This window comes from Nonomuraea sp. NPDC005730 (assembly GCF_040630865.1).
In the GTDB taxonomy this organism is placed as follows: domain Bacteria; phylum Actinomycetota; class Actinomycetes; order Streptosporangiales; family Streptosporangiaceae; genus Nonomuraea.
Genome location: NZ_JBEXYK010000081.1, coordinates 16993 through 38422 on the forward strand (window position 1 = coordinate 16993; position 21430 = coordinate 38422).

Annotated in this window: 21 protein-coding genes and 1 pseudogene; 13 read left to right on the top strand and 9 right to left on the bottom strand. The window is 73.7% G+C overall.

Annotation, left to right across the window (positions count from 1 at the left end; translation table 11 throughout):
- The first annotated feature begins 3 nt into the window (after positions 1 to 3).
- Both ABZ444_RS46620 and glgB read left to right on the top strand, forming a co-directional pair.
- On the top strand, positions 4 to 1986 hold the full coding sequence (locus tag ABZ444_RS46620; protein ID WP_357981176.1) for an alpha-1,4-glucan--maltose-1-phosphate maltosyltransferase: 1983 nt from the start codon (positions 4 to 6) through the stop codon (positions 1984 to 1986).
- The gene (glgB, locus tag ABZ444_RS46625; RefSeq protein ID WP_358010736.1) at positions 1986 to 3893 is read left to right on the top strand and encodes a 1,4-alpha-glucan branching protein GlgB; all 1908 of its coding nucleotides are present in this window, start codon (positions 1986 to 1988) and stop codon (positions 3891 to 3893) included. The genes ABZ444_RS46620 and glgB overlap by 1 nt, the downstream gene beginning before the upstream one ends.
- Here the strand turns inward: glgB and ABZ444_RS46630 are convergent.
- Complete coding sequence (locus tag ABZ444_RS46630; protein WP_357981182.1) at positions 3876 to 4514, bottom strand: response regulator transcription factor; 639 nt, start codon at positions 4512 to 4514, stop codon at positions 3876 to 3878. The two genes, glgB and ABZ444_RS46630, sit on opposite strands and share 18 nt — an antisense overlap.
- Positions 4492 to 5373 carry an ATP-binding protein gene (locus ABZ444_RS46635; protein WP_358010737.1) on the bottom strand — a complete coding sequence of 294 codons (882 nt, stop codon included), beginning with the start codon at positions 5371 to 5373 and terminating at the stop codon, positions 4492 to 4494. Before ABZ444_RS46635 ends, ABZ444_RS46630 begins: the two co-directional genes overlap by 23 nt.
- 330 nt (positions 5374 to 5703) lie before the next feature.
- Between ABZ444_RS46635 and ABZ444_RS46640 the strand changes: the two genes are divergently transcribed.
- From ABZ444_RS46640 to ABZ444_RS46650, 3 genes are all read left to right on the top strand, one after another.
- Complete coding sequence (locus ABZ444_RS46640) at positions 5704 to 6855, top strand: IS701 family transposase (RefSeq protein ID WP_358010739.1); 1152 nt, start codon at positions 5704 to 5706, stop codon at positions 6853 to 6855.
- A gap of 35 nt (positions 6856 to 6890) precedes the next feature.
- Positions 6891 to 8003, top strand: a complete 1113-nt coding sequence (locus tag ABZ444_RS46645) for a low temperature requirement protein A (RefSeq protein ID WP_358010740.1) — start codon at positions 6891 to 6893, stop codon at positions 8001 to 8003.
- A gap of 90 nt (positions 8004 to 8093) precedes the next feature.
- Complete coding sequence (locus ABZ444_RS46650; protein ID WP_358010742.1) at positions 8094 to 9068, top strand: hypothetical protein; 975 nt, start codon at positions 8094 to 8096, stop codon at positions 9066 to 9068.
- A gap of 101 nt (positions 9069 to 9169) precedes the next feature.
- Here ABZ444_RS46650 and ABZ444_RS46655 read toward each other — a convergent pair whose 3' ends face one another.
- Together ABZ444_RS46655 and ABZ444_RS46660 are read right to left on the bottom strand one after the other, a co-directional pair.
- Positions 9170 to 9331: an ATP-binding protein gene (locus ABZ444_RS46655; RefSeq protein WP_358010744.1), complete on the bottom strand. Its 162-nt coding sequence runs from the start codon at positions 9329 to 9331 to the stop codon at positions 9170 to 9172.
- A 64-nt stretch (positions 9332 to 9395) separates the two neighbouring features.
- Positions 9396 to 9782: pseudogene (locus tag ABZ444_RS46660) on the bottom strand (hypothetical protein); the annotation flags it as partial.
- Positions 9783 to 9811: 29 nt separating this feature from the next.
- Here ABZ444_RS46660 and ABZ444_RS46665 point away from each other — a divergent pair.
- A complete protein-coding gene (locus ABZ444_RS46665; RefSeq protein ID WP_358010745.1) occupies positions 9812 to 10687 on the top strand; it encodes a diacylglycerol kinase family protein in 876 nt (291 codons plus the stop codon).
- Positions 10688 to 10716: 29 nt separating this feature from the next.
- Here ABZ444_RS46665 and atpB read toward each other — a convergent pair whose 3' ends face one another.
- The 5 genes from atpB to ABZ444_RS46690 form a co-directional block, all read right to left on the bottom strand.
- Entirely contained in the window at positions 10717 to 11493 is a 777-nt protein-coding gene (gene atpB / locus ABZ444_RS46670; protein ID WP_358010746.1) for a F0F1 ATP synthase subunit A, read from the bottom strand.
- Positions 11494 to 11540: 47 nt separating this feature from the next.
- Positions 11541 to 12134, bottom strand: a complete 594-nt coding sequence (locus ABZ444_RS46675; protein WP_358010748.1) for a response regulator transcription factor — start codon at positions 12132 to 12134, stop codon at positions 11541 to 11543.
- Positions 12131 to 13315: a histidine kinase gene (locus tag ABZ444_RS46680; RefSeq protein WP_358010750.1), complete on the bottom strand. Its 1185-nt coding sequence runs from the start codon at positions 13313 to 13315 to the stop codon at positions 12131 to 12133. The genes ABZ444_RS46675 and ABZ444_RS46680 overlap by 4 nt, the downstream gene beginning before the upstream one ends.
- 138 nt (positions 13316 to 13453) lie before the next feature.
- Positions 13454 to 14839 (bottom strand): MFS transporter, encoded by a 1386-nt coding sequence (locus ABZ444_RS46685; RefSeq protein ID WP_358010752.1) that lies wholly within the window; start codon positions 14837 to 14839, stop codon positions 13454 to 13456.
- On the bottom strand, positions 14832 to 15425 hold the full coding sequence (locus ABZ444_RS46690; protein ID WP_358010753.1) for a winged helix-turn-helix domain-containing protein: 594 nt from the start codon (positions 15423 to 15425) through the stop codon (positions 14832 to 14834). The genes ABZ444_RS46685 and ABZ444_RS46690 overlap by 8 nt, the downstream gene beginning before the upstream one ends.
- A 113-nt stretch (positions 15426 to 15538) precedes the next feature.
- Here ABZ444_RS46690 and ABZ444_RS46695 point away from each other — a divergent pair, with 113 nt between their 5' ends.
- From ABZ444_RS46695 to ABZ444_RS46725, 7 genes are all read left to right on the top strand, one after another.
- On the top strand, positions 15539 to 15961 hold the full coding sequence (locus ABZ444_RS46695; RefSeq protein ID WP_358010754.1) for a nuclear transport factor 2 family protein: 423 nt from the start codon (positions 15539 to 15541) through the stop codon (positions 15959 to 15961).
- A gap of 217 nt (positions 15962 to 16178) precedes the next feature.
- Positions 16179 to 16694 (top strand): 2Fe-2S iron-sulfur cluster-binding protein, encoded by a 516-nt coding sequence (locus ABZ444_RS46700; RefSeq protein ID WP_358010756.1) that lies wholly within the window; start codon positions 16179 to 16181, stop codon positions 16692 to 16694.
- A complete protein-coding gene (locus ABZ444_RS46705) occupies positions 16691 to 17686 on the top strand; it encodes a xanthine dehydrogenase family protein subunit M (protein WP_358010757.1) in 996 nt (331 codons plus the stop codon). The genes ABZ444_RS46700 and ABZ444_RS46705 overlap by 4 nt, the downstream gene beginning before the upstream one ends.
- An 87-nt stretch (positions 17687 to 17773) precedes the next feature.
- The gene (pip, locus tag ABZ444_RS46710; RefSeq protein WP_358010762.1) at positions 17774 to 18745 is read left to right on the top strand and encodes a prolyl aminopeptidase; all 972 of its coding nucleotides are present in this window, start codon (positions 17774 to 17776) and stop codon (positions 18743 to 18745) included.
- 107 nt (positions 18746 to 18852) lie between these two features.
- Entirely contained in the window at positions 18853 to 19527 is a 675-nt protein-coding gene (locus ABZ444_RS46715) for a response regulator transcription factor (protein ID WP_358010759.1), read from the top strand.
- A complete protein-coding gene (locus ABZ444_RS46720; RefSeq protein WP_358010760.1) occupies positions 19524 to 20708 on the top strand; it encodes an ATP-binding protein in 1185 nt (394 codons plus the stop codon). Before ABZ444_RS46715 ends, ABZ444_RS46720 begins: the two co-directional genes overlap by 4 nt.
- Before the next feature lie 98 nt (positions 20709 to 20806).
- Entirely contained in the window at positions 20807 to 21313 is a 507-nt protein-coding gene (locus ABZ444_RS46725; protein WP_358010761.1) for a DUF2690 domain-containing protein, read from the top strand.
- Positions 21314 to 21430 lie beyond the last annotated feature (117 nt).

Below are 21430 nucleotides of genomic sequence, written 5' to 3' on the forward strand. Positions count from 1 at the left end.
CACATGACTGAGACGCTGGTGTTGACCGAGATCTCCGAGATCGCCGCGGGCCGCGTGCCCGTCGTCGGCGTCCGGCCCGTCGTGGCGGGCGGATGCCGGCCCGCTCGCGCGGTGCCGGGCGAGCCGTTCGAGGTGTCGGCGACCTTGTTCAGGGAGGGGCACGGCGTGGTGGGCGCGAACGTCGTGCTCACCGACCCCGACGGCAAGCAGGCCGCCTGGATCCCGATGGCGGCTGTGTCCCAGGGCTCCGACCGGTACGCGGCCGAGGTGGCCGCCCACCGGGAGGGCGAGTGGACGTTCCGGGTGGAGGCGTGGAGCGATCCCGTGGCGACCTGGCTGCACGTGGCCGAGGTGAAGATCCCCGCCGCGATCGACGTGGCCGTGACGATGGAGGCGGGCGCCCGGCTGCTGACCAGGGCCGCCGCCCAGCCCGAGGTGCCGCCCGCCGACGCCCGGCTGCTGCGCGTGGCCGCCGCGACGCTGCGCGACGGCGAGCTGGACCCCGAGGCGCGGCTGGCGATCGCGCTGGCCGAGCCGGTGCTGCGGACGCTGGCCCGCCGGCCGCTGCGCGACCACGTGACGGCCGGGGAGGACCTGCCGCTGCTGGTGGAGCGCGAACGGGCGCTGTACGGGGCCTGGTACGAGTTCTTCCCCCGCTCCGAGGGCGCCGTGGTGGACCCCACGGGGTGTCACCCGCCGCGCTCGGGCACCTTCCGGACCGCGGCCGAGCGGCTGCCCGCCGTCGCGGCGATGGGCTTCGACGTGGTCTACCTGCCGCCGATCCACCCGATCGGCCGGACCAACCGCAAGGGGCCGGGCAACTCGCCGATCGCCGGGCCGCACGACCCCGGCTCGCCGTGGGCGATCGGCTCGGCCGCCGGCGGGCACGACGCCGTCCACCCCGACCTGGGGACGATCGACGACTTCGACTTCTTCGTGGCCAGGGCCGGCGAGCTGGGCCTGGAGGTGGCGCTGGACTTCGCGTTGCAGTGCTCGCCCGACCACCCGTGGGTACGGGAGCACCCGCGGTGGTTCGAGCACCGGCCCGACGGCAGCATCGCCTACGCCGAGAACCCGCCCAAGAAGTACCAGGACATCTACCCGATCTCCTTCGACGCCGACCCCGGCGGCATCCTGGCCGAGTCGCTGCGGGTGCTGCGCCACTGGATGGGCCACGGGGTGCGGATCTTCCGGGTGGACAACCCGCACACCAAGCCGGTGTTCTTCTGGGAGCGCCTGATCGCCGAGATCAACCGCACCGACCCGGACGTCGTCTTCCTGGCCGAGGCGTTCACCCGCCCGGCGATCATGCACACGCTGGCCGCCGTCGGCTTCCAGCAGTCCTACACCTACTTCACCTGGCGCAACGCCAAGCCGGAGCTGGAGAGCTACCTGGGCGAGCTGGCCGGGGAGGCGGCGGCGTACATGCGGCCGAACCTGTTCGTCAACACGCCCGACATCCTGCACGCCTACCTCCAGGAGGGCGGCCCGGCCGCGTTCCGGGTGCGGGCCGCGCTGGCCGCGACGGCCTCTCCCACGTGGGGTGTGTACGCCGGGTTCGAGCTGTGCGAGCGCGAGCCGGCCGCGCCGGGCAGCGAGGAGTACAAGGACTCGGAGAAGTACCAGTACCGGCCGCGCGACTGGTCGGCGGGCGGCACGCTGGCGCCCTTCCTGGCCACGCTGAACCGGGTCCGCCGCCGCCATCCGGCCCTGCGCCTGCTGCGCAACCTGCGTTTCCAGCACGCCGACGACGACGCCGTGCTCTGCTTCGCCAAGCAGGCGGGCGAGGACACCGTGATCGTCGTGGTCAACCTCGATCCGCACCACGTGCGGCAGGCCACGGTGACGCTGGACCTGCCCGACCTCGGGCCCTCCTTCCGGGTGCGCGACGAGCTGACCGGCGAGGTCTACCAGTGGGGGGCGCGCAACTTCGTGCGGCTGGACCCGTCCAGGCAGCCGGCGCACATCCTGACGGTGGAGCGGTGATGGACGTCCTGACCGGCGGGATCCCGTCCGCGCTGGGCGAGCTGGACCTGCACCTCATCGGCGAGGGCAGGCACGAGGAGCTGTGGCGGGCGCTGGGCGGGCGCACCCGGACGGTGGGCGGCGTGGCGGGCGTCTCGTTCGCGGTGTGGGCGCCGGGCGCGCGCGAGGTGCGGCTGGTGGGCGACCTGAACGGCTGGGACGGCGCCGGGCACGCGCTGCGCCGGACGCCCGGCGGCGGCCTGTGGGAGCTGTTCGTGCCCGGGGCCGGCGACGGCTGCCGGTACATGTACGAGATCACCGGCGCGGACGGCCGTACCCGGCGCAAGGCCGACCCGCTGGCCCTGGCGGCCGAGCACCCGCCGCGCACCGCGTCGGTGGTGTACACCTCGCGGCACCGCTGGCGCGACGGCGCGTGGCTGGCGGCCCGCGGCGACGGCCCGGCCCGCGAGGCGCCCATGAGCGTGTACGAGCTGCACCTGGGCTCCTGGCGGCGCGGCCTGACCTACCGCGACCTGGCCGAGCAGCTGCCCGGGTACCTGCGCGGCATGGGCTTCACCCACGTGGAGCTCATGCCGGTGGCCGAGCACCCCTTCGGCGGCTCCTGGGGCTACCAGATCTCCTCCTACTACGCGCCGAGCTCCCGCTACGGCACCCCGGACGACTTCCGCGCCCTGATCGAGTCGCTGCACCTGGCCGGGATCGGGGTGATACTCGACTGGGTGCCCGCGCACTTCCCGCGCGACGACTGGGCGCTGGCCCGCTTCGACGGCGGCCCCCTGTACGAGCACCCCGACCCGCTGCGCGGCGAGCATCCCGACTGGGGCACGCTCACCTTCGACCTGGGCCGCCCGGAGGTGCGCAACTTCCTCATCGCCAACGCCCTCTACTGGTGCACGGAGTTCCACGTCGACGCCCTGCGCGTGGACGCCGTCGCCTCGATGCTCTACCTGGACTACTCCCGCCCGGACGGCGCCTGGCGGCCCAACGCGCACGGCGGCAGGGAGCACCTGGAGGCGATCGCCTTCCTGCGGGAGCTGAACGACACCCTCCACCGGCGCTGCCCCGGGGTGCTGACGATCGCCGAGGAGTCCACGGCGTGGGAGGGGGTGACCCGGCCGACGTCCGCCGGCGGGCTGGGGTTCGACTTCAAGTGGAACATGGGCTGGATGCACGACACGCTCGGCTACATGCGGCGCGACCCGGTGCACCGGCCGTACCACCATCACGCGCTGACGTTCGGGCTGACGTACGCGTACGCGGAGGACTTCGTGCTGCCGCTCAGCCACGACGAGCTGGTGCACGGCAAGGGCTCGCTGGCCGGGAAGATGCCGGGCGACGAGTGGCAGCGGCTGGCGAACCTGCGCGCGTACCTGGCCTTCATGTGGGCGCATCCGGGCAAGAAGCTGCTGTTCATGGGCCAGGAGTTCGCGCAGCGGAGCGAGTGGTCCCATGATCGCGAGCTGGACTGGGCGCTGCTGCGCGACCCCCGGCACAAGGGCGTGCGCGACCTGGTCAGGGACCTGAACCGGCGCTACGCCGCCACCCCGGCGCTGTGGCGGCTGGACTGCTCCCCCGGCGGCTTCAGCTGGATCGACGCCGACGACGCCGGTTCCAGCGTCTACTCCTTCGTGCGCTGGGACCGGTGGGGGGCGCCGCTGGTGTGCGTGAGCAACCTGTCGCCGGTGCCGCGTCACGCGCACCGGCTGGCGCTCCCCTCCGGCGGGCGCTGGCACGAGGTGCTCAACACCGACGCCGCCTGTTACGGCGGCGGGAACCTCGGCAACCTGGGCTCGGTCACGGGCACGGGCACGAGCTCGGACGGGGGTGCGGTCGCCGAGGTGCTGCTGCCGCCGCTGGCGACGCTCTGGCTGGTCCCCGGGGAGGAGGCGTCAGAGCGTCAGCAGTGAGGCGGCCATGGCCTTGTTCACCGCGTCGAGGCGGGAGGTGGCGTCGAGCTTGGTGAAGATGTTGCGCAGGTGACGCTTGACCGTGCCTTCGGCGATCATCAGCCGGGTGGCGATCTGGGCGTTGCTGAGGCCCTGTGCGGCCAGGGACAGCACGCTCAGCTCCCGCTCGGACAGCTTGCCGGCGCGCGGCCGGCCGGCCATCATCAGGCTCTCGCGCGAGACCGACAGGACCACGCGCTCGGCGTCCGCGCAGACGCCGCGGATGGCCTGCACCAGCTCCTCCCGGCCGACGCTCTTGAGCAGGTAGCCGCGCACGCCGTGGGCGATGAGCTCCTGCACCAGCACCGGGTCGTCGTACATGCTCAGCACGATGACGCGGGACCGGGGCGAGACCCGGTGGATGTGGGTGGTGGTGCGCACGACGCCGTCGCCGGGCATCTCCACGTCGAGCACCACGACGTCCGGCCGCAGCGCCTCGGCCGACTTCACCGCCGCGCGCGCGTCCCCGGCGGTGGCGACGACACGAAGGTCGGGTTCGAGCTCCAGCGTCTGCTTGAGCGTCTCCCTCAGGATCGTGTGGTCGTCGGCGATGAGAACGTCAATGCTGCCTTCTCTTTGCATCCGATGTTTCCTTCGGCCGCTCGTCCCGGACAGCCCGGACAGGGGCACGGAAGACGACCTCGGTGCCCTTCCCGGGGGTGCTCTCTATGGTCACCAGGCCGCCCAGAGCGACCCCGCGCTCGCGCATGGAGGTCAGGCCGTTCCCATGTTTCGCGCGCCAGCCCGAGAAACCCCGGCCGTTGTCCCGCACAATTGCTGTGATCCGGTCGTGCGCAATCTTGACGCACACTTCGAGCAGGTCGGCGCCCGCGTGGGAGATGCTGTTGGTAATGGCTTCGCGTAATATCAGGAATAACTCGTCCCGAATGCGCGGAGGCAGGCCGTCGACATCGCCGATAAGGGTGATGCGATGCTCCAGGCGAGGGTCCACAATGGTTGTCATCAGCCGTACAAGCGCTTGCTCCATTCCCGGCCAATGGGCGTGAACGCGCAGGTCGGATATGACGTCGCGGATTTCCTGGTGAGCCCGGAGCAGCGCGGCCTTCGCCTCCTTCACATGCACTGGGAAACCGTCCGTACCACGTGCGTGACCGATTTCGGCGAGCTCCAGCTGCCGGCTCGCCACGCTGATCTCGTGGCCCACCCGGTCGTGCAGGTCGCGGGAAATTCGCCGCCATTCCCGGGCGTCGCCGCGACCGCCGTCCATCGACCCGGCCAGGGCCCCCGAGGAGCGGTCCGCACTGGCCTTGAGCCGGGCCACCATCAGGTCGAGGAGCTCTTCCGCCAACTCCGCGCACTCGCCCGGAGCGGCCCCGGAAGTTGATTCTTCAATTTCGCCGCACAGCTGTGCCAAGATCGCAGCCTTATGGGCCTCGATCTGTTCGGCTATCACAACCGTGGGCTGGATGTTGCACTGCACTGGTCATCCCCCGTAGTGTGTGTCGCCTTACTCAGTCACCGGCGCAGATCCCCGCATCATATGATCACATGATTCCGGTGGATGCAAGAGTGCACTCCAGACTCATCGGGCGGCAAGTCCATTACCCGCACACCTGACTGAGGGCGCGTGTGATGTAATACCGGGTTATCGATGAGCACCCGGTTGATGCCTCCGGGAGTACTCCCTTTAATACTCCCGGACAGCTCCGCTGCCACCTTGGTGTTACTCTCTTGTGCGAACCAAAACTTAACTGCGATCCTGACCGCGTTCGCCATTACGGATCTTCTCTAATGCAGGTGAGGGGCGGTCATGAGAGAACTCGCGGTGAACGAGCGCGAAGAGTTCGCGGAATTCTTCGGTACGATATTCGGTTCGCTGCCGCGCTCCGACCAGCGTAGCGCGGCCGAGTCGTACGTGCTGGGGCTGCTGCACGCGGGCGGGCGCAAGTCCATCCAGCGCATCGCCGACGAGGTGGGCGGCCCGCACAACGGCCAGTCGCTGCAGCAGTTCGTCAACCAGAGCCGCTGGGACCCGCGCCCGGTCCGCCGCACCGTGGCCGACGTGCTGGCGGCCGGCGCGCCCCCGGCCGCGTGGCTGGTGGAGGAGGTGGCCTTCACCAAGCACGGCCGCTGGTCGGCGGGCGTCGAGCGCCAGTACGTGCGCGGCCTCGGCCGCACGGTCAACTGCCAGGTGGGGGCGGCCGTGCTGATGAGCTCCGGCGAGGCGGCCGTGCCGGTCAACTGGCGGCTGTGCCTGCCGCAGTCGTGGGAGGCCGACCACGACCGGCGGGCCCGGGCGCACGTGCCCGACCAGGAGCGGCACCGGCCCTTCGGCGAGCACGTGATCGACCTGGTCGACGACCTGACGCTCGACTGGGGCACACCCGTCGCGCCGCTGGTGGCCGACCTCACCCACGTCCGTGGCGTCGCCGACCTGCTGCGCGGCCTGGAGGACCGCGGCCTCGACTACGTCGTCGAGGTCGACGCCCGCCACCGGGTCAGGGCCTCGATGAGCGTGGTGCGCGGGGGCGGCCCGCGGGCCCGCGTCGCGCTGGCCGAGGCGGCGCAGGCCGCGGCCGGGCTGGAGCGGCGCACGGTGGCCTGGTGGGAGGGGCCGCGGGGGCGGTCGCTGCGTTCGCAGTTCGTCCTCCTGCCGGTCTCCGACGAGCAGGCGCGCTCGCGCAGGCTGCTGGTGGAGTGGCCGCTCGGCCGGCCGCGGCCGCGCGCGTTCTGGCTGACGAACATGTCCGTGCCGGCGCAGGAGCTGGTCGCGCTGGCCAAGTCCCGCTGGCGGGCCGCCCACGCCATCGGCGAGCTGGCCGGGGGCTTCGGGCTGTTCGACTACGAGGGCCGTTCCTTCCACGGCTGGCACCACCACGTCACGCTGGCCTCGGCCGCCTACGCCTACGACGTGCGCTGGCGGCTGGCCACGGGCGCCGAGCCCGCGCTGCTGCCCGCGTGAGCACCCGCACGACGCACGAGGAGTCACACCGCTCGATGAAACCGAAAGCAGACAAGCAAGTCACCTGGGTCGAGCTCTTCTTCGACCTGGTCTTCGTGTTCGCCGTCACCCAGCTGTCCGACCTGCTCCACCGCGGCCACGGCTGGGGCAGCGTGGGGCAGGCCGTCGTCGTGCTGGTGCCGACGTACTGGGCCTGGGTGGGCATGGCGGTGCACGCCAACACCCGCGACGTCAACAACACCCCCGACCGGCTGGGCATCCTGGCGCTCAGCCTGTGCGGCCTGTTCATGGCGCTGGCCACCCCCCTCGCCTACGAGGAGCGCGGCCTGATGTTCGGCGCCGCCTACTTCGCCCAGCGCTCGCTGCTGGCCGCCCTGTACTTCCGCGGCCGGCCGTTCGAGCTGGTCAACCCCTTCACGCTCTCAGTGTGCGTGACCGGGCCGCTGCTGCTGGCCGGGGGCCTGCTGGACAGCGGCGCCCGGGTGTGGGTCTGGGCCGCGGCCGCCGCCATCGACCTGGCCGCGCCGGTGCTGACCCGCAGCCACCTGGTGCGGGTCAACTTCCACCCCCATCACCTACCCGAGCGGTTCGGCCTGTTGCTGATCATCGCGATGGGCGAGCCGATCCTGGCCATCGGCGCGCAGGCGTCGTCGGCGCGCCCGCTCGCCGTGGGCTCGATCAGCGCGGTCGCCGCGACGTTCGTGCTGGCCTGCGCACTGTGGTGGGTGTACTTCATCTTCGCCGCCGAGTCGCTGCCCAAGGCCCTGGACGAGGCCGTGATCCGCACCGACCTGATCCGGCGCGTCTTCTCCTACGGCCACCTGGCCTTCATCGGGTCGATCATGGCGATGGCGGTGGGCATGGCCGAGGTCGTCTCCCATCCGGGCCAGGTCTTCGCCGCCCCCGTGACCGCGCTGCTGTTCGGCGGCTGCGCCCTGTACTTCGCGACGTTCTGCTACGCCCGCTGGCACATCTTCGCCAAGTGGTCGGGGCCGCAGCTCGCCATGCCGGTGGCCATCCTGGCGATCATCCCGATCTCGTTGCAGGCGCCGGCGCTGCTGTCCGTGGCCGCTCTGGTGCTGGTGGTGATGACGTTCAACTTCCTGGAACATTCGCGGGCCAGATCCGAGTCCGACGCCTTGACTTAGCGCGCGCTCTAACCGGCAAGGTGAAGGCGGCGGCGCCGGTCGTGCGGGCCGCCACCAGGACCTGAACCGGGTGGACAACTGAGGAGCGTCATGAAGAATCCCGCTGTTCGAGTCGCGGTCGCCTACCTGGTGTCCGCGGTCGTCGGCGTCGTGATCATCGGTTCGTTCGTCGGGGCGCTGCACCACCCGGTTCCGCACGGGGTGCCGCTCGCCGTGGTGGGCCCCGACGCCGCCCGGCTGGAGCAGGCCGCGGGCGGGGCCGTGGACGCGCGCCCGTACGCCGACGCGGCCGGCGCGCGGGCTGCGGTGCTCCGGCGCGAGGTCGAGGCCGCCTACCTGGCGGGCGAGGGCCGCCTGCTGGTGGCCAGTGCGGGCGGCGACACGGCGGCCCCGCACTTCACCGCCCTGATGCAGCGCGCCGCCGGACGGCAGCTCGCGGTCGAGGACGTGCGGCCGCTGGCCGAGGGCGACTCCTCCGGCGTATCCGGCATGTTCTACGTGCTGGGCCTGCTGCTGACCGCGCTGGCGACGACCGTGCTCACCATGCGGATGCAGCCGATGATGCACCGGGGGCTGCGGCTGGCGGTGCTCGCGCTCGGCGCGGTGACCGGCGGCCTGGCGCTCACCTGGGTCGTCGACGGCCTGCTCGGCGCGCTCACCGGCGCACCGCTCGGGCTCCTGGCCGTCTCCAGCGCGGTGATCTTCCTGGTCTCGGTGGCGGTGAACGGCCTGATGCGCCGCTTCGGGCCGCGCGGCGTGATCGCGGCGGCCGTGCTGTTCATCCCGATCGGCCTGCCGGCCAGCGGCGGGCCGTTCGGCGCCGCGTTCATCGAGCCCTGGTACGCGGCGCTCGGCTACGTGCTGCCCACCCGGTCGGCGCTCGAACTGGTGCGCAGCGTGGTCTACTTCGACGGCGCCGCCCTGGCCGTCCCGCTGACGGTGCTCGGCCTGTGGGCGGTGCTCGGCCTGGTGCTGATGGCGCTGCCGCCGCGCCCGATGCCCCGGCCCGCCGCACCCGCCGCACCGGCGGTGCCCGTCGCCGGGGCCGCCCCCGGAGCCCACTGAACACCGAACCGGCCACCGGCCCCTGGACCGGCGCGGCTGCGGGTGCGGGGGTCCGCGCCCGTGGTCGCGCCCTCATCTCCGGCCGCGGTCAGGTGGCCGGGTCAGGTGGCCGGGGGCAGCGCGAGGACCAGCCGTACGCCGGGCCGCAGCGGCTCGGCGCGCACCGACCCGGCGTGCGCCTCGGCGATCTGGCGGACGATGGCCAGGCCGAGCCCCGACCCCAGGGAACGGGCCGACTCGGCGCGGTAGAACCGGTCGAACACGAACGGCAGCCTGCGGGTCGGCCGTGCCGCGCCCCTCCTCCAGCAGCTCCAGGTTCGTGGTGAGGCTGGTCAGCGGCGTGCGCAGCTCGTGCGAGGCGTCGGCGACCAGGCGCCGCTGGGCCGGCACCGACTCGCGCAGCGCGTGCGTCATCGTGGTGAACGAGCCGGCCAGGCGGGCCACCTCGTCCCGTCCGGCGCCCATGCCGTCCAGCCCGTCGGCGATGAGGGTGCCGGTGGCGGTCTGGTCCTGCTCGGCCAGCGGCACGAACCCGTCGGTCGGGCCGGACAGCAGCGGGTCGGGGCAGAACTGCAGCAGCGTGTTCATCCCACCGTCGGGGAACCTTGGAAACGCCACAGAAGCGCGCCGCCGCATCCCGCGCGCCGGACCTCTGCCCTCCGAACGGGTCCCGGCGGCGGGGCATTGTGGCGGGCGCCCGGGGAAGAGACCCATCCGCCCAGCGGAAGGGAAGGCGAGGACCCGTGAGACTTCTGGTGATCTGCAACCGGCAGGCCGGCGGCGTCGGCGACGACAGCACGCGGGAGGTGCTGCGGCTGCTGCGGGCGGAGGCCGACGTGCGGGTCTGCGACGGCGGCGCGCAGGAGGCCGCGCGGTCGCACGACGACCGGGTCCCGGTGGTGATGGGCGGTGACGGGAGCGTGCACGCGCTGGTCGCCGCGCTGCTGGAGCACGGCCGCCTGGACGCCGGCCCGGTCGGGCTGATCCCCATGGGCACCGGCAACGACCTGGCGCGCACGCTGGGCATCCCGCTCGACCCGGCCGAGGCGGCCCGCGTCGTGCTGGCGGGGCACGAGCGGCCCGTGGACCTGCTGATCGACGACGACGGCGGCATCGTGGTCAACGCCGCGCACCTCGGCGTGGGCGCGCACGCCGCAGAGCGGGCCGCGCCGCTGAAGCCGCTGCTCAGCCGGGCCGCGTACGCGGTGGGCGCGGTGCTGGCGGGTGCGGGGACGAGCGGATGGCGGCTGCGGATCAGGGTGGACGGCGCCCAGGTGTGCACCGGCCGCCGCCGGGTGCTCATGGCCGGCGTCGGGAACGGCGCCACGATCGGCGGCGGCACGCCGCTGGCCCCGGCGGCCCGGCCCGACGACGGGCTGGCCGAGGTGGTGGTGTCCTACGCCACGGGACCGCTGGCCCGGCTGGCCTTCGCCACCGGGCTGCGCCGCGGCCGGCACCCCGCCCGCCCCGACGTGCAGACCTTCCGGGGCAGGCGGATCACCGTCGCGGGCGGGCCCGTCCCGGCCAGCGTGGACGGCGAGCTGGAGCAGGTGGCGGAGCGGCGCACCTGGATCGTGCGGCCGGCCGCCTGGCGGGTCCTGGCGCCGCCCGCGTCCTGACCGGGTCAGTGCTCGGGTCAGTGCCCGGGTCAGTGCTCGGGGTGCAGGGACTGGCCGAGGTACATGGCGGTGAGCATGGTGAACAGGTACGCCTGCAGGAACATCACGAAGATCTCGAACGCGGTCAGCAGGCACGTCATGAACACCGCCAGCACGCCCACCGCCACGCCGCCCACGGTCGGCCGCTCCACCAGGAACCAGTAGCCGACCGCGCTGAAGAAGGCCAGCAGCGTGTGCCCGGCGAACATGTTCGCGAACAGCCGCACGGCATGGGTGAACGGCGCGGTGACGAAGATGTAGAACAGCTCCAGCGGCGCGTACAGGGTGATCGCCAGGGCCTTGGGCAGGCCCTCGGGGAACATCGCGTTCCTGAGGTAGCCGGCCAGGCCCTGGCGCCTGAAGCCGAGGTAGAGCTTGAGCAGGTAGACCACCCCGGCCAGCACCCAGGGGAAGGCGACGTGGGCGGTGACCGGGAACTGGAGCAGCGGGATCACGCCCATCACGTTCCAGAGCAGGATCAGCAGGAAGAGCGTGAGCAGCAGCGGCATCCAGCGGTCGGCGTCCGCGCCCAGCGACGGGCGGGCGATCTGGTCGCGGACGAACAGGTAGGCGTACTCGCCCGCGTTCTGCAGGCCGCGCGGCACCAGCCTGGGCCGGGAGAAGGCGCCCCAGGCCAGCGCGCACACCACGAGCACGCCGACGGCGGCCAGCAGCACCGGCTTGGTGAGCCAGAGCGGCGCGCCGTCCCACAGCGCGGGGTAGTCGAACAACTCCGGTCCGGGCGGGCGGAAGTCGTCGGAAGGCATGGCGAAACTCCTCTTGAGGGTTGAGGGGTTGGTAGGTGGCCGGGGGTTCAGAGCCAGCCGCGGGACTCGGCCACGCGGACGGCCTCGGCGCGGTTGCGCGCCCCGGTCTTGGTGATCGCCGAGGACAGGTAGTTGCGTACGGTGCCCTCGGTCAGGAACAGGGCGCGGGCGATGTCGGCCACGGTCGCGCCGCCGGAGGCGGTCCGCAGCACCTCGGCCTCCCGCTGGGTGAGCGGGCTCGGCCCGACGGTCAGGGCGGACACCGCCAGCTTGGGGTCGATCACCGTCTCGCCGGCCATCACCCGGCGCACGGCCGCGGTCAGCTCGGCCACCGGGGCGTCCTTGACGACGAACCCGGACACGCCCGCGTCGAGGGCACGGCTGAGGTAGCCGGGCCGGCCGAACGTGGTGACGATGACCACCCGGTGGCCGCGCAGGCGTTCGGCGACCTCCAGGCCGGACATGCCGGGCATCTCGATGTCGAGCAGGACCACGTCGGGGCGGTGCTCGGTCACCGCGGGCTCGACCAGGTCGCCCCGGCCGACCTCGGCCACCACCTCGATGCCGTCCTCCAGGGCGAGCAGCGCGGCCAGGCCGCCGCGGACCAGGTCCTGGTCGTCGGCGATGAGGACGCGGATCACGGCAGCTCCAAGGGCACTCGGGCGTGCAGCCGGTAGCCGCCGCCGGGCAGCGGACCGGCCTCCAGACATCCGCCGGCGGCGGCGATCCGCTCAGCCAGCCCGGTCAGCCCATTGCCTCCGACGCCCCCTGCCACCGCTCTTCCGGCCCCTTCGGCTCCGGTGTTGGGGGCGTCGTCGCCGTCGGCTTCGGTGCCGGGGCCGTCGTCGCGGATCTCGACGGTGGCGGCGTGGTCGTCGACGGCGAGGTCGATGCGGCAATGGCGGGCGCGGCTGTGGCGCACGACGTTCGTGGCTGCCTCCCGTACGGTCCAGGCCAGCAGCGTCTCGGCGGCGGCCGGGACGGGCCCGCCGGCGGGCGAGACCGCCAGCCGGATCCCGGCCAGGTCCAGGCTGTGGGCCGCCGTGCGCAGCTCGCCCGACAGGGAGGGGGCGCGGTAGCCGGCGACGGCGTGGCGCACCTCGTCGAGCGCCTGGCGGGCGGCGCGTTCCACGTCGGCCATCTCGCGGGCGGCCCGTTCCGGGTCGGTACGGGCCAGCCGGGCGGCGAGCTGGCTCCTGATGGTGATCGAGGTGAGCGTGTGGCCGAGCGTGTCGTGCAGGTCGCGGGCGAAGCGCAGGCGTTCGTTGTCCACGGCGAGCCGGGCGACGTGGGCGCGGGCGGCGTCGAGCCGGGCGACCATCTCGCCCAGGTGCTTCAGGCTCGCCACCGTCACCGCCTCGACCAGGATCGCCAGCGGCACCCACCAGACCTGCCCGAACGGCCGCCCGTACGCCGCCAGCGCGGCCACCACCACGACCGTCGTGACCGCCGCCGACGCGACGAAGGCGACCCGCGGCAGGCAGGCCGACAGGGCGCTGACCACGAACACGAACGCGACGTACGCCCACGGCACCCGCAGCACCGGCAGCAGCACCAGCGCGGCGGCCACCAGCCCCACCGGCGTCCAGGTCAGCGCCGCCGCGCCCAGGGCGCTGAGCGCCCGCCACATGATCCGCAGCCAGCACGCCGCGAAGACCGCGACCGCCGCGACCACCCACACCACCGTGAGCGCGCCGGGACGTGTGGAGAAGAACGACCACAGCGGCCACCCCACCAGCAGCAGCCACACGCACGCCCCGGCGCGCGCCGCCGTCCGGCCCCGGCTGAACTCCACCTCCCGCACCACCGCGTCACCCGTCACAGGGCCCGACGGTAACGCCCGGCGACCGGCGGGGGCCGCCGGGGGTCGCCGTCCTTGAGTTTCAGCATGGGACCAGCCTGCTGGGAGTGGTGGCGCCGGGTGTAGTGCCAGTCGTCAGAGACGCCTTCATGACAAACGTCATGGCTGGATCCGGTCGGAAGCGGCGTGTCGGGGGTTCGGGGTCGGTGCTGTTCGGGTGGGTGTGCGGTTCGTCAGCACGAGCACGCCCGCGGTGACGAGCCCCGCGGCGTGCAGGCACAACGCCGGGACGATGCCGACGACCTCCCCCAGCACCCCGGCCGTCGCCATGCCGAGCAGCGAGGTGACGGCCTGGGCGCTCGCGAGCAGCCCGATGACGCCGCCCCGGCGCTCGTCGGTGGTGGCCGTCTGGGCCAGCGTCGCGAACCCGGCCATCGCCGCCGCCGCCGGGAGCCCGGCCAGCGCGATCAGCACGAGGGCGGGCCACAACGCGTCGAGGGCGAGGGGGTAGGCGAACAGCGCCAGGTCGAGCAGGCCGAACGCGACCGTGCCCCAGCCGAGCAGCGCCCGTGGCACCGGGTCGCGCCGGTGCAGGGCCACGGCCAGCGCGCCGGCCAGCCCGCCGACCGCCTGCACCGACAGGAACAGCCCGTACGCGTCGCCCTGGCCGCCCAGCACGTCGGCCACGAAGGGGGCGGCGAGCGTGGCGAAGATGCCTTCGCCCAGCCCCGTGATCACCATGTACGCGGCCAGCAACCGGATGCCGGGGTCCCCCAAGGCCAGCCGCAGCCCGGAGGCCCACTGGGCGCGGACGGACGGCGCCCGCGCCACGACCGGCGACCTGGCCGGGACGCGCAGGGTCGCCTGCAGGACCGCGGAGATCATGAAGCTGGCCACGTCGAGCAGGACGATCGCGGGCAGCCCGCCCGCCGTGACGGCGACGCCGCCCAGCATCGCCCCCAGCAGCCGGGCGAGCTGACCGCTCTGGCCGTGCAGGGCGTTGGCCCGGACCAGCCCGGACGCGGGCACGAGCTGCGGGACGAGCGCCCGTTGCGCCGGGGCGAGCACGGTGCCGAGCACGCCGGTCCACAGGGCGACCGTGTAGACGATCCAGACCTGGGCGGGGCCGCGTACGGCCAGCAGGGGCAGCAACCCGAGCCCGAGCAGCACGTCGGTGACGACCAGCAACCGGCGGCGGTCCCAGCGGTCGGCCAGCACCCCGGCCACGGACCCGAGCAGGACGTCGGGCAGCCGGGAGATCAGCAGCATGATCGCGGTGGACAGCGTGGAGCCGGTCAGGCGGTAGACGTGGAACGCCAGCCCGGTGCTGATCACCCAGTCGCCCGTCTGGGACACGACGGACGCGACCAGCAACCGCCCGAACCCCCGCCCACCGCCGGGCGCCCCCCACCCGCCCTCGCCCCGCGCCGGCCACCACCGCGCCCCGGTCGCCCGGCGAGTTCCATCCTCCCGGCCCGGCGGCTTCTCGGCCGTGCGCCCACCGGCCCGGCCGGTCTCCCCCGCCGGGGGGCGTCGCTCAGTCACCGGAGACCGTCGGCGCGAGCGGGATCACCATCTGCGTCACCAGCACGGGCCGGGCCCCTTCGGGACGGGCCGCCGCGTCGTCCACGCGGGCCATCAGCGGCCGCAGCAGGTCGGCGACGGCCTCACCGAGCGCCGTGATCTCCTGCGGGGTGACGTAGAGGTAGGTGTTGCCGATGCCGCCGACGCCCCGCCAGGGCTCCTCCTCGCCCCGCCGCGCCTCCTGCCACTCCACCAGCCGCGACAACGCCCGCTCGGCCAGGACCTGCTCCAGCAGACTGCGGGCGGCCGACCGCTCGGACCCGGTCACGTCGTCATCCCACACCTGGACGCTCGCGGTCACCTTCCACGGCCGCTCCCGCTCGTCGCGCGCCTCGGCCTGCTCCACCAGGCCGTACTTGGCCAGCTGCCGCAGGTGGTAGGAGGCCAGCGCCTGGCTGATCCCGACCTCGCGGGCGGCGTCGGCGGCGGTGGTCGCCCCCGACCGCAACAGCAGCTCGTGCAGCGCCAGCCGGACCGGATGGGCGAAGGCCCGCATCGCGGCCGGATCGTCGAGCACCAGCCGCCGCCCCGAGGATTCCAAAGACATGCTTGGAATGTTCCGCCACCCGCACCGGCGATGTCAAGGGTTCCTTTGGAATACCGCCGGCGGTTACCTCCGGGGTAATCGACGGCGTTCTGGCGGGCCGGAAGACTGGGGGCATGGAGAGGGACACGCGGGACATCGTGCAGGAGTTGTTGCGGCGGATCGGCGCGGGCGATCCCGAGCGGACGGCGGAGTTGTTCGCCGAGCCGATCGACTGGCAGCTCAGCTGGCCCGCCGAGGGGCATCCGGCGGTGCCGTGGATCCGGCACCGGTCGGGGCGGGCCGAGGTGGCCGAGCACTACCGGTCGCTGGGGGCGCATCACGTGCCGGAGCTGAACGGCACCACGGTGCGGCAGATCCTGGTCGACGGGGCGGACGCCGTGGTGCTGGGGCAGATCGTGCAGACCGTGCGCGCGACCGGCGTCTCCTACGCCACGCCGTTCGCGCTGCACCTGACCGTCGAGGACGGGCTGATCACGCGCAGCCACATCTACGAGGACAGCCTGACGGTCGCGGAGGCCCTGAGCGCCAAGGGGTGATCTCCCGGGGGAAGCCGGTGGCGGGCGCGGCGTGCCCGTCGCGGCCCCGGGAAGGCCGGTGGCGGGCGTGGACGACGGCGGGACCCCGCCGTCTCCCGATGATCCGGATTCGGCAATGCCCGCCACCGTTTTGCCCCTCGGCCGGCGCCCGGACCAGGCCGCCCGGCCCGGCGCGGGTTACGGTGATCGCCACAGTCCGTACGGCCGGAGGGATGGGATGGACGGCCGCGCCCCGCTCCCCCTGCGCGTCAACGGCCGGCCGCACGAGCCGCCGGCGGACCCGCGCGTGTCCCTGCTCGACTTCCTGCGCGACCACCTCCGGCTGACCGGCACGAAGAAGGGCTGCGACCAGGGGGCCTGCGGCACCTGCACCGTCCTGGCCGACGGAATGCGGGTCTACGCGTGCCTGCTGCTGACCGTGCAGTGCGAGGGGATGGAGATCGTCACCGTCGAGGGCCTGGCGGACGACGAGGTGGGGACGCGGGTGCAGGAGGCGTTCGTCCGGCACGACGCCCTGCAGTGCGGATACTGCACGCCCGGCCAGGTCTGCTCGGTCGCCGGCCTGCTGGCCGAGCTGCGGGACGGCGTGCCCAGCGCCGCGACGGCCGACCTGACCGCTCCCCCGCGCGAGCTGACCGACGCCGAGCTCGGCGAGCGCATGGCGGGCAACCTGTGCCGGTGCGGGACGTACCACCACATCGCCGCCGCCGTCCGGGAGGTCGCCGCGACGTGAGGGAGTTCGCCTACCTGCGGGCGGCCGGCGTGGCGGAGGCCGTCGCGATGATGGCCGCGACGCCGCCGGACGGCGGCCCGGCCCGCTACCTGGCCGGCGGGACGAACCTCGTCGACCTCATGCGGGAGGAGGTCGAGCGGCCGGGCCGGGTGGTGGACATCTCGCGCCTGCCGCTGTCGGCCGTGGAGGACCTGCCCGGCGGCGGGCTGCGGCTCGGCGCGCTGGCCGGCAACACCGAGGTCGCGGCCGACCCGCGGGTGCGGCGGCGCTATCCGGTGCTCGCCCGCGCCATCCTGGCGGGTGCCTCGCCGCAGTTGCGCAACCGCGCGACCGTGGGGGGCAACCTGCTGCAACGTACGCGCTGCCGCTACTTCTACGACACCGCCGCCGCCTGCAACAAGCGCGTGCCCGGCGCGGGGTGCGACGCGCTGGACGGCTTCAACCGCGCGCACGCCGTCCTGGGGGCGAGCCCGAGCTGCGTCGCCGTCCACCCCTCGGACATGTGCGTGGCCCTGGCCGCCCTCGACGCGACCGTCAACCTGACGGGACCGCGGGGGGCTCGGAGCGTGCCGTTCACCGGCTTCCACGTCCTGCCCGGCCTTACGCCCCAGGTGGAGACCGTGCTGCGGGACGGCGAGCTGGTCACGAGCGTGGACCTGCCGCCCGCCCCGCCGGGACGCGGGGCGTACGCGAAGGTCAGGGACCGGGCCGGGTTCGCGTTCGCGCTGGTGAGCACGGCCGTGCTGCTGCACGTCGAGGACGGCCGGATCGTGTTCGCGCGGGTCGCGCTCGGCGGGGTGGCGCACAAGCCGTGGCGCGCCCACGCCGCCGAGGACCTGCTGACCGGCGCCGTCCCGGACGCGTCCGCCTTCGCGCGGGCCGCCGGCGTGGCGCTGGCCGAGGCCCGCCCGCTGCGGCACAACGCCTTCAAGCCGGTGCTGGCCGCACGACTGCTCCGCCGCACGCTCACCGAGCTCGCGCGCCCGTCGTAGAGCCGCACACTCGCCGAACTGACGAATCCGTCGTGGAGCCGGGCGCGCGCCGGGCGGCCGGGGCGAGTAGGTCTGGTAGCCATGACGCTGATGACGTTCTACCCGCCCGTCGAGCCCTACGAGACCGGCCTGCTCGACGTCGGCGACGGCCAGGAGATCTACTGGGAGACCTGCGGTGACCCCGGCGGCAAGCCGGTCGTCCTCCTCCACGGCGGCCCCGGCGGCGGGCTGCTGCCCGTGCAGCGCCGGTTCTTCGACCCCGGCGCCTACCGGATCGTCCTGTTCGACCAGCGCAACTGCGGGCGCAGCCGCCCGCACGCCGCCGACCCCGGGGTGTCGCTGGCCGCCAACACCACCTGGCACCTGGTCGCGGACATGGAGCTGCTCAGGCGGCGGCTCGGCATCGACCGCTGGCAGGTGTTCGGCGGTTCGTGGGGGGCGACCCTGGCCCTGGCGTACGCGCGCCGCCACCCGAGCCGGGTGACCGAGCTGGTGCTGCGCGGCGTCTACCTGGCGACCGCGGCCGACGAGGCGTGGGCGTTCACCGGTTCAGGGGCGGCCCGGCTGTTCCCGGCGGAGTGGGCGGCCTTCCGCGACGCGATCCCGCAGGCCGAGCGGGACGACCTGCTCGGCGCCTACCACCGCCGCCTGTTCGACCCGGACCCGGAGGTGCACCTGCCGGCGGCGCGGGCGTGGGCGGCGTGGGAGCTGGCGGCCAACACGCTGCTGCCCGCGCCCGCCCCTCCGCTGACGGACCGGGAGGTGCTGGGCTTCGCCCGGATCGAGGCGCACTACTTCACCCGGCGCTGCTTCCTGCAAGAGGGCGAGCTGCTCGACGTGGCGGCGATCCGGGACGTCCCCTGCGTCATCGTCAACGGCCGCTACGACATGAAGACGCCGCCCGACGCCGCGTGGGAGCTGCACCGCGCCTGGCCGGAGGCCGAGCTGCGGATCGTCGAGGACGCCGGCCACGGCGGCGCCGAACCCGGCACGCTGCACGAGCTCGTCAGGGCCACCGACGGCTACCGTCCGAACGCCCGTGCACCACAGGATTCATGATCTACAATACGAACTTGTAGTGGTTTTGCAGGACTTGCTGGTCTTGCGCACTTCTGCTCACCGTTGTTGACATGTCACCTCGTTCGCAGCCTGCCGCGGAGCAAGACGTGATCCGGATCGCCGTGATCGACGACCACGAGCTGATCCGCCATGGGCTGGAGTACCTCCTGCACCGGCACGAGGACCTGCAAGTGGTGCTGCGGGGCTCGTCCGTCGGGGACCTGCGCGGCTTCGACGCCGGGTACGACGTGCTGATCCTCGACCTCTACCTGGCCGAGGACCGGCCGTGCCTGGCCGCGGTCAAGGAGCTGTCGGCCGTCACGCGGGTCCTCATCGTGTCGGCCTCCGGCCGGCCCGCCGACGTGCTGGCGGCGATCCGCTGCGGAGCCAACGGGTACGTCACCAAGGACGCCCCCTCCGAGCTCATCGTCGCCGCAGTGCGCACGGTGGCCGCGGGCGGCTTCTACCTGTCGGCGGGCCTGGCCGACATCCTGCAGAGCGAGCTGGACGACAACACCCGCCCGCCCGCCGGGGCCGACGGCGCCGAGGCAGGCGGGGACTCCGGCGGTGACGCCCGGCCCCGGCTGTCGGCCCGGGAGGAGGAGACCCTCTCCTACATCGCCCAGGGTTTCACCCACGCCCAGGTGGGCCGCCGGATGGGCGTCAGCAAGGCCACGGTCGACACCTACGTCGAGCGCATCAGGGCCAAGCTGCAGGTCGGCAACAAGGCCGAGCTCACCCGCGCGGCGCTCAACCGGCTCGAACGCCGCGACCGGCCGTGAGCACCCCGCGTCCGCCGCGTCCGCCCGGGACGGCGGTCGCCGGCATGGAGCGCAGCCGGGCCCTCACCATGGTGGTCGTCCGGGTGGGCGCGCTGGTGTTGTGCGGGTCCCTGGAGGTGCTGGGCGACGGGCGGTGGCTGACGCTGGGGCCGCTGCCGTACCTGCTGGGGGCGATGGGCGCGGTCAGCCTGCTGGTGTGCGTGGTCACGGCGGCCCGCGCCGCGCTCGCGCCGCGCGCGCTGCTCTGCGTGGACCTCGCCCTGGTGACGGCGGCGGTGCTCGCCGCCGGTCACTACGCGGGCTCGCGGGTGACCGACGGCTGGCCGGGCACGATCCTGCCGTACGTGCTGCTCGTCGGCATCATGGCCGGCATCTCCTTCCGCACGTTCCCCGTCGTGCTGGCGTGGACGGCGGCGCTGGGCGGCGCGCTGGTCCTCGGGTACGTCCAGGCGGACCTGGCGTGGTGGGCCGGGCTGCCGCACGTCGCCGGGCTGACGACGAACGCCACGATGGCCGCGTACGTCATGCGCATCCTGTTCAGGACCGCCGGCGACCTGGACCGGGCCAGGGCCGAGGAGCTGCGCCGCTCGGCGCAGCTGTCGCAGGAGCGCGAGCGCGGCAGGACGGCCCGCGTGCTGCACGACCGGATCCTGCAGACCATGGAGGCGCTGACCCGCGACGGCTGGATCACCGACGCCTCGGTCAGGGCGCGGGTGGCGGAGGAGTCGCAGTGGCTGCGCGCGTTCCTGCGCGGCGACGACGGCGATCCGGCCGAGGACGTCGTGGCCGCCCTGGAGGAGGTCGTGCGGCAGGCGGTCGGCAGCGGGCTGCGGGTGGAGTTCAACGCGGGCCGGCTGCGTTCGGCGCCGGAACGCGAGGGCATGCCGGCCGAGGTCGTCGAGGCGCTGAGCGGCATCCTGCGCGAGGCGCTGACGAACGTGCGCAAGCACGCGGGCGTGCGGCACGCCGTGGTGCGGGCGGAATGCCGGTCCGGGACGCTGGCGCTGAGCGTGCTCGACCACGGCAGCGGCTTCGACCCGGACGCGCCCACGACCGGCCTCGGCATCGCCCGTTCCATCCGGGAGAGCGCCCGCGCGGTGGGCGGCAGCGCCGACGTCGAGGCCGCTCCCGGCGAGGGGACGCTGGTGTCGGTGCGCATCCCGCTCCCGTCGGGCGAATGACGTCCCGCCAACGCACCACAGGTCGCATGACAGATCCGGGCGGGCCGGCCGGTCCACAATCGTGCCGACGAACCAGATCTCTCCCTGGAGGTGGCGGCATGCGATCACACCGGACGGCGGTCGTGCTGGCGGTGGCGGCTCTGGCCCTGTTCCCGGTCACGGGGGCGAACGCGGACGACGGCCCCGCGAACGGCCGGCCGGCCGCCCGGACCTGCTCGGGCACGGCCTGCGACGGCAAGGACCCGGCGCTGACGGGCTGCACGACGGGGTCCTCCACCGTGGCGTCCAGGTGGGTCCGGGCCTTCGGCGGCTACCTCGAACTGCGGTACGGCCCCGGCAAGGGCGGCACCTGCCAGGTCAACTGGGCCAGGTTCACCAAGCAGGGGCAGGGCGCGGACTACAACGTGTGGGTGGAGCGCAGGCCGGGCGTGCGCGCGGCCGCGGGCGACGACAAGCGCCTGACCCAGTACTCCGGGGGCGACGAGGGCACCGGGGTCGTCTACTCCGGCCAGGTCTACGCGCCCGAGGTCCCGGCGCGGGCCTGCGTCGAGCCGGCCCGCGCCCGCCGCGCCGCGAGCTCCGCCGTCTGCACGGACGCCGTCTGACCCGGCCCGGGGGGCGCCCCCCGCGGGGGGGGGGGGAGGCGCGGGGCGCCCCGCCAACCCCGCGTGCGGCCGTCTGCGCGGGGCCGCCCCTACCCCTGGGGTGGGGGGGGTTTGGGG

What these genes read in the sequence shown, in the direction of transcription:
- ABZ444_RS46620 (WP_357981176.1), top strand. Translation starts at nt 4, where the DNA reads ATGACTGAGACGCTGGTGTTGACCGAGATCTCCGAGATCGCCGCGGGC.
- glgB (WP_358010736.1), top strand. Translation starts at nt 1,986, where the DNA reads ATGGACGTCCTGACCGGCGGGATCCCGTCCGCGCTGGGCGAGCTGGAC.
- ABZ444_RS46630 (WP_357981182.1), bottom strand. Translation starts at nt 4,514, where the DNA reads ATGCAAAGAGAAGGCAGCATTGACGTTCTCATCGCCGACGACCACACG.
- ABZ444_RS46640 (WP_358010739.1), top strand. Translation starts at nt 5,704, where the DNA reads ATGAGAGAACTCGCGGTGAACGAGCGCGAAGAGTTCGCGGAATTCTTC.
- ABZ444_RS46645 (WP_358010740.1), top strand. Translation starts at nt 6,891, where the DNA reads ATGAAACCGAAAGCAGACAAGCAAGTCACCTGGGTCGAGCTCTTCTTC.
- ABZ444_RS46650 (WP_358010742.1), top strand. Translation starts at nt 8,094, where the DNA reads ATGAAGAATCCCGCTGTTCGAGTCGCGGTCGCCTACCTGGTGTCCGCG.
- atpB (WP_358010746.1), bottom strand. Translation starts at nt 11,493, where the DNA reads ATGCCTTCCGACGACTTCCGCCCGCCCGGACCGGAGTTGTTCGACTAC.
- ABZ444_RS46690 (WP_358010753.1), bottom strand. Translation starts at nt 15,425, where the DNA reads ATGTCTTTGGAATCCTCGGGGCGGCGGCTGGTGCTCGACGATCCGGCC.
- ABZ444_RS46695 (WP_358010754.1), top strand. Translation starts at nt 15,539, where the DNA reads ATGGAGAGGGACACGCGGGACATCGTGCAGGAGTTGTTGCGGCGGATC.
- ABZ444_RS46700 (WP_358010756.1), top strand. Translation starts at nt 16,179, where the DNA reads ATGGACGGCCGCGCCCCGCTCCCCCTGCGCGTCAACGGCCGGCCGCAC.
- ABZ444_RS46725 (WP_358010761.1), top strand. Translation starts at nt 20,807, where the DNA reads ATGCGATCACACCGGACGGCGGTCGTGCTGGCGGTGGCGGCTCTGGCC.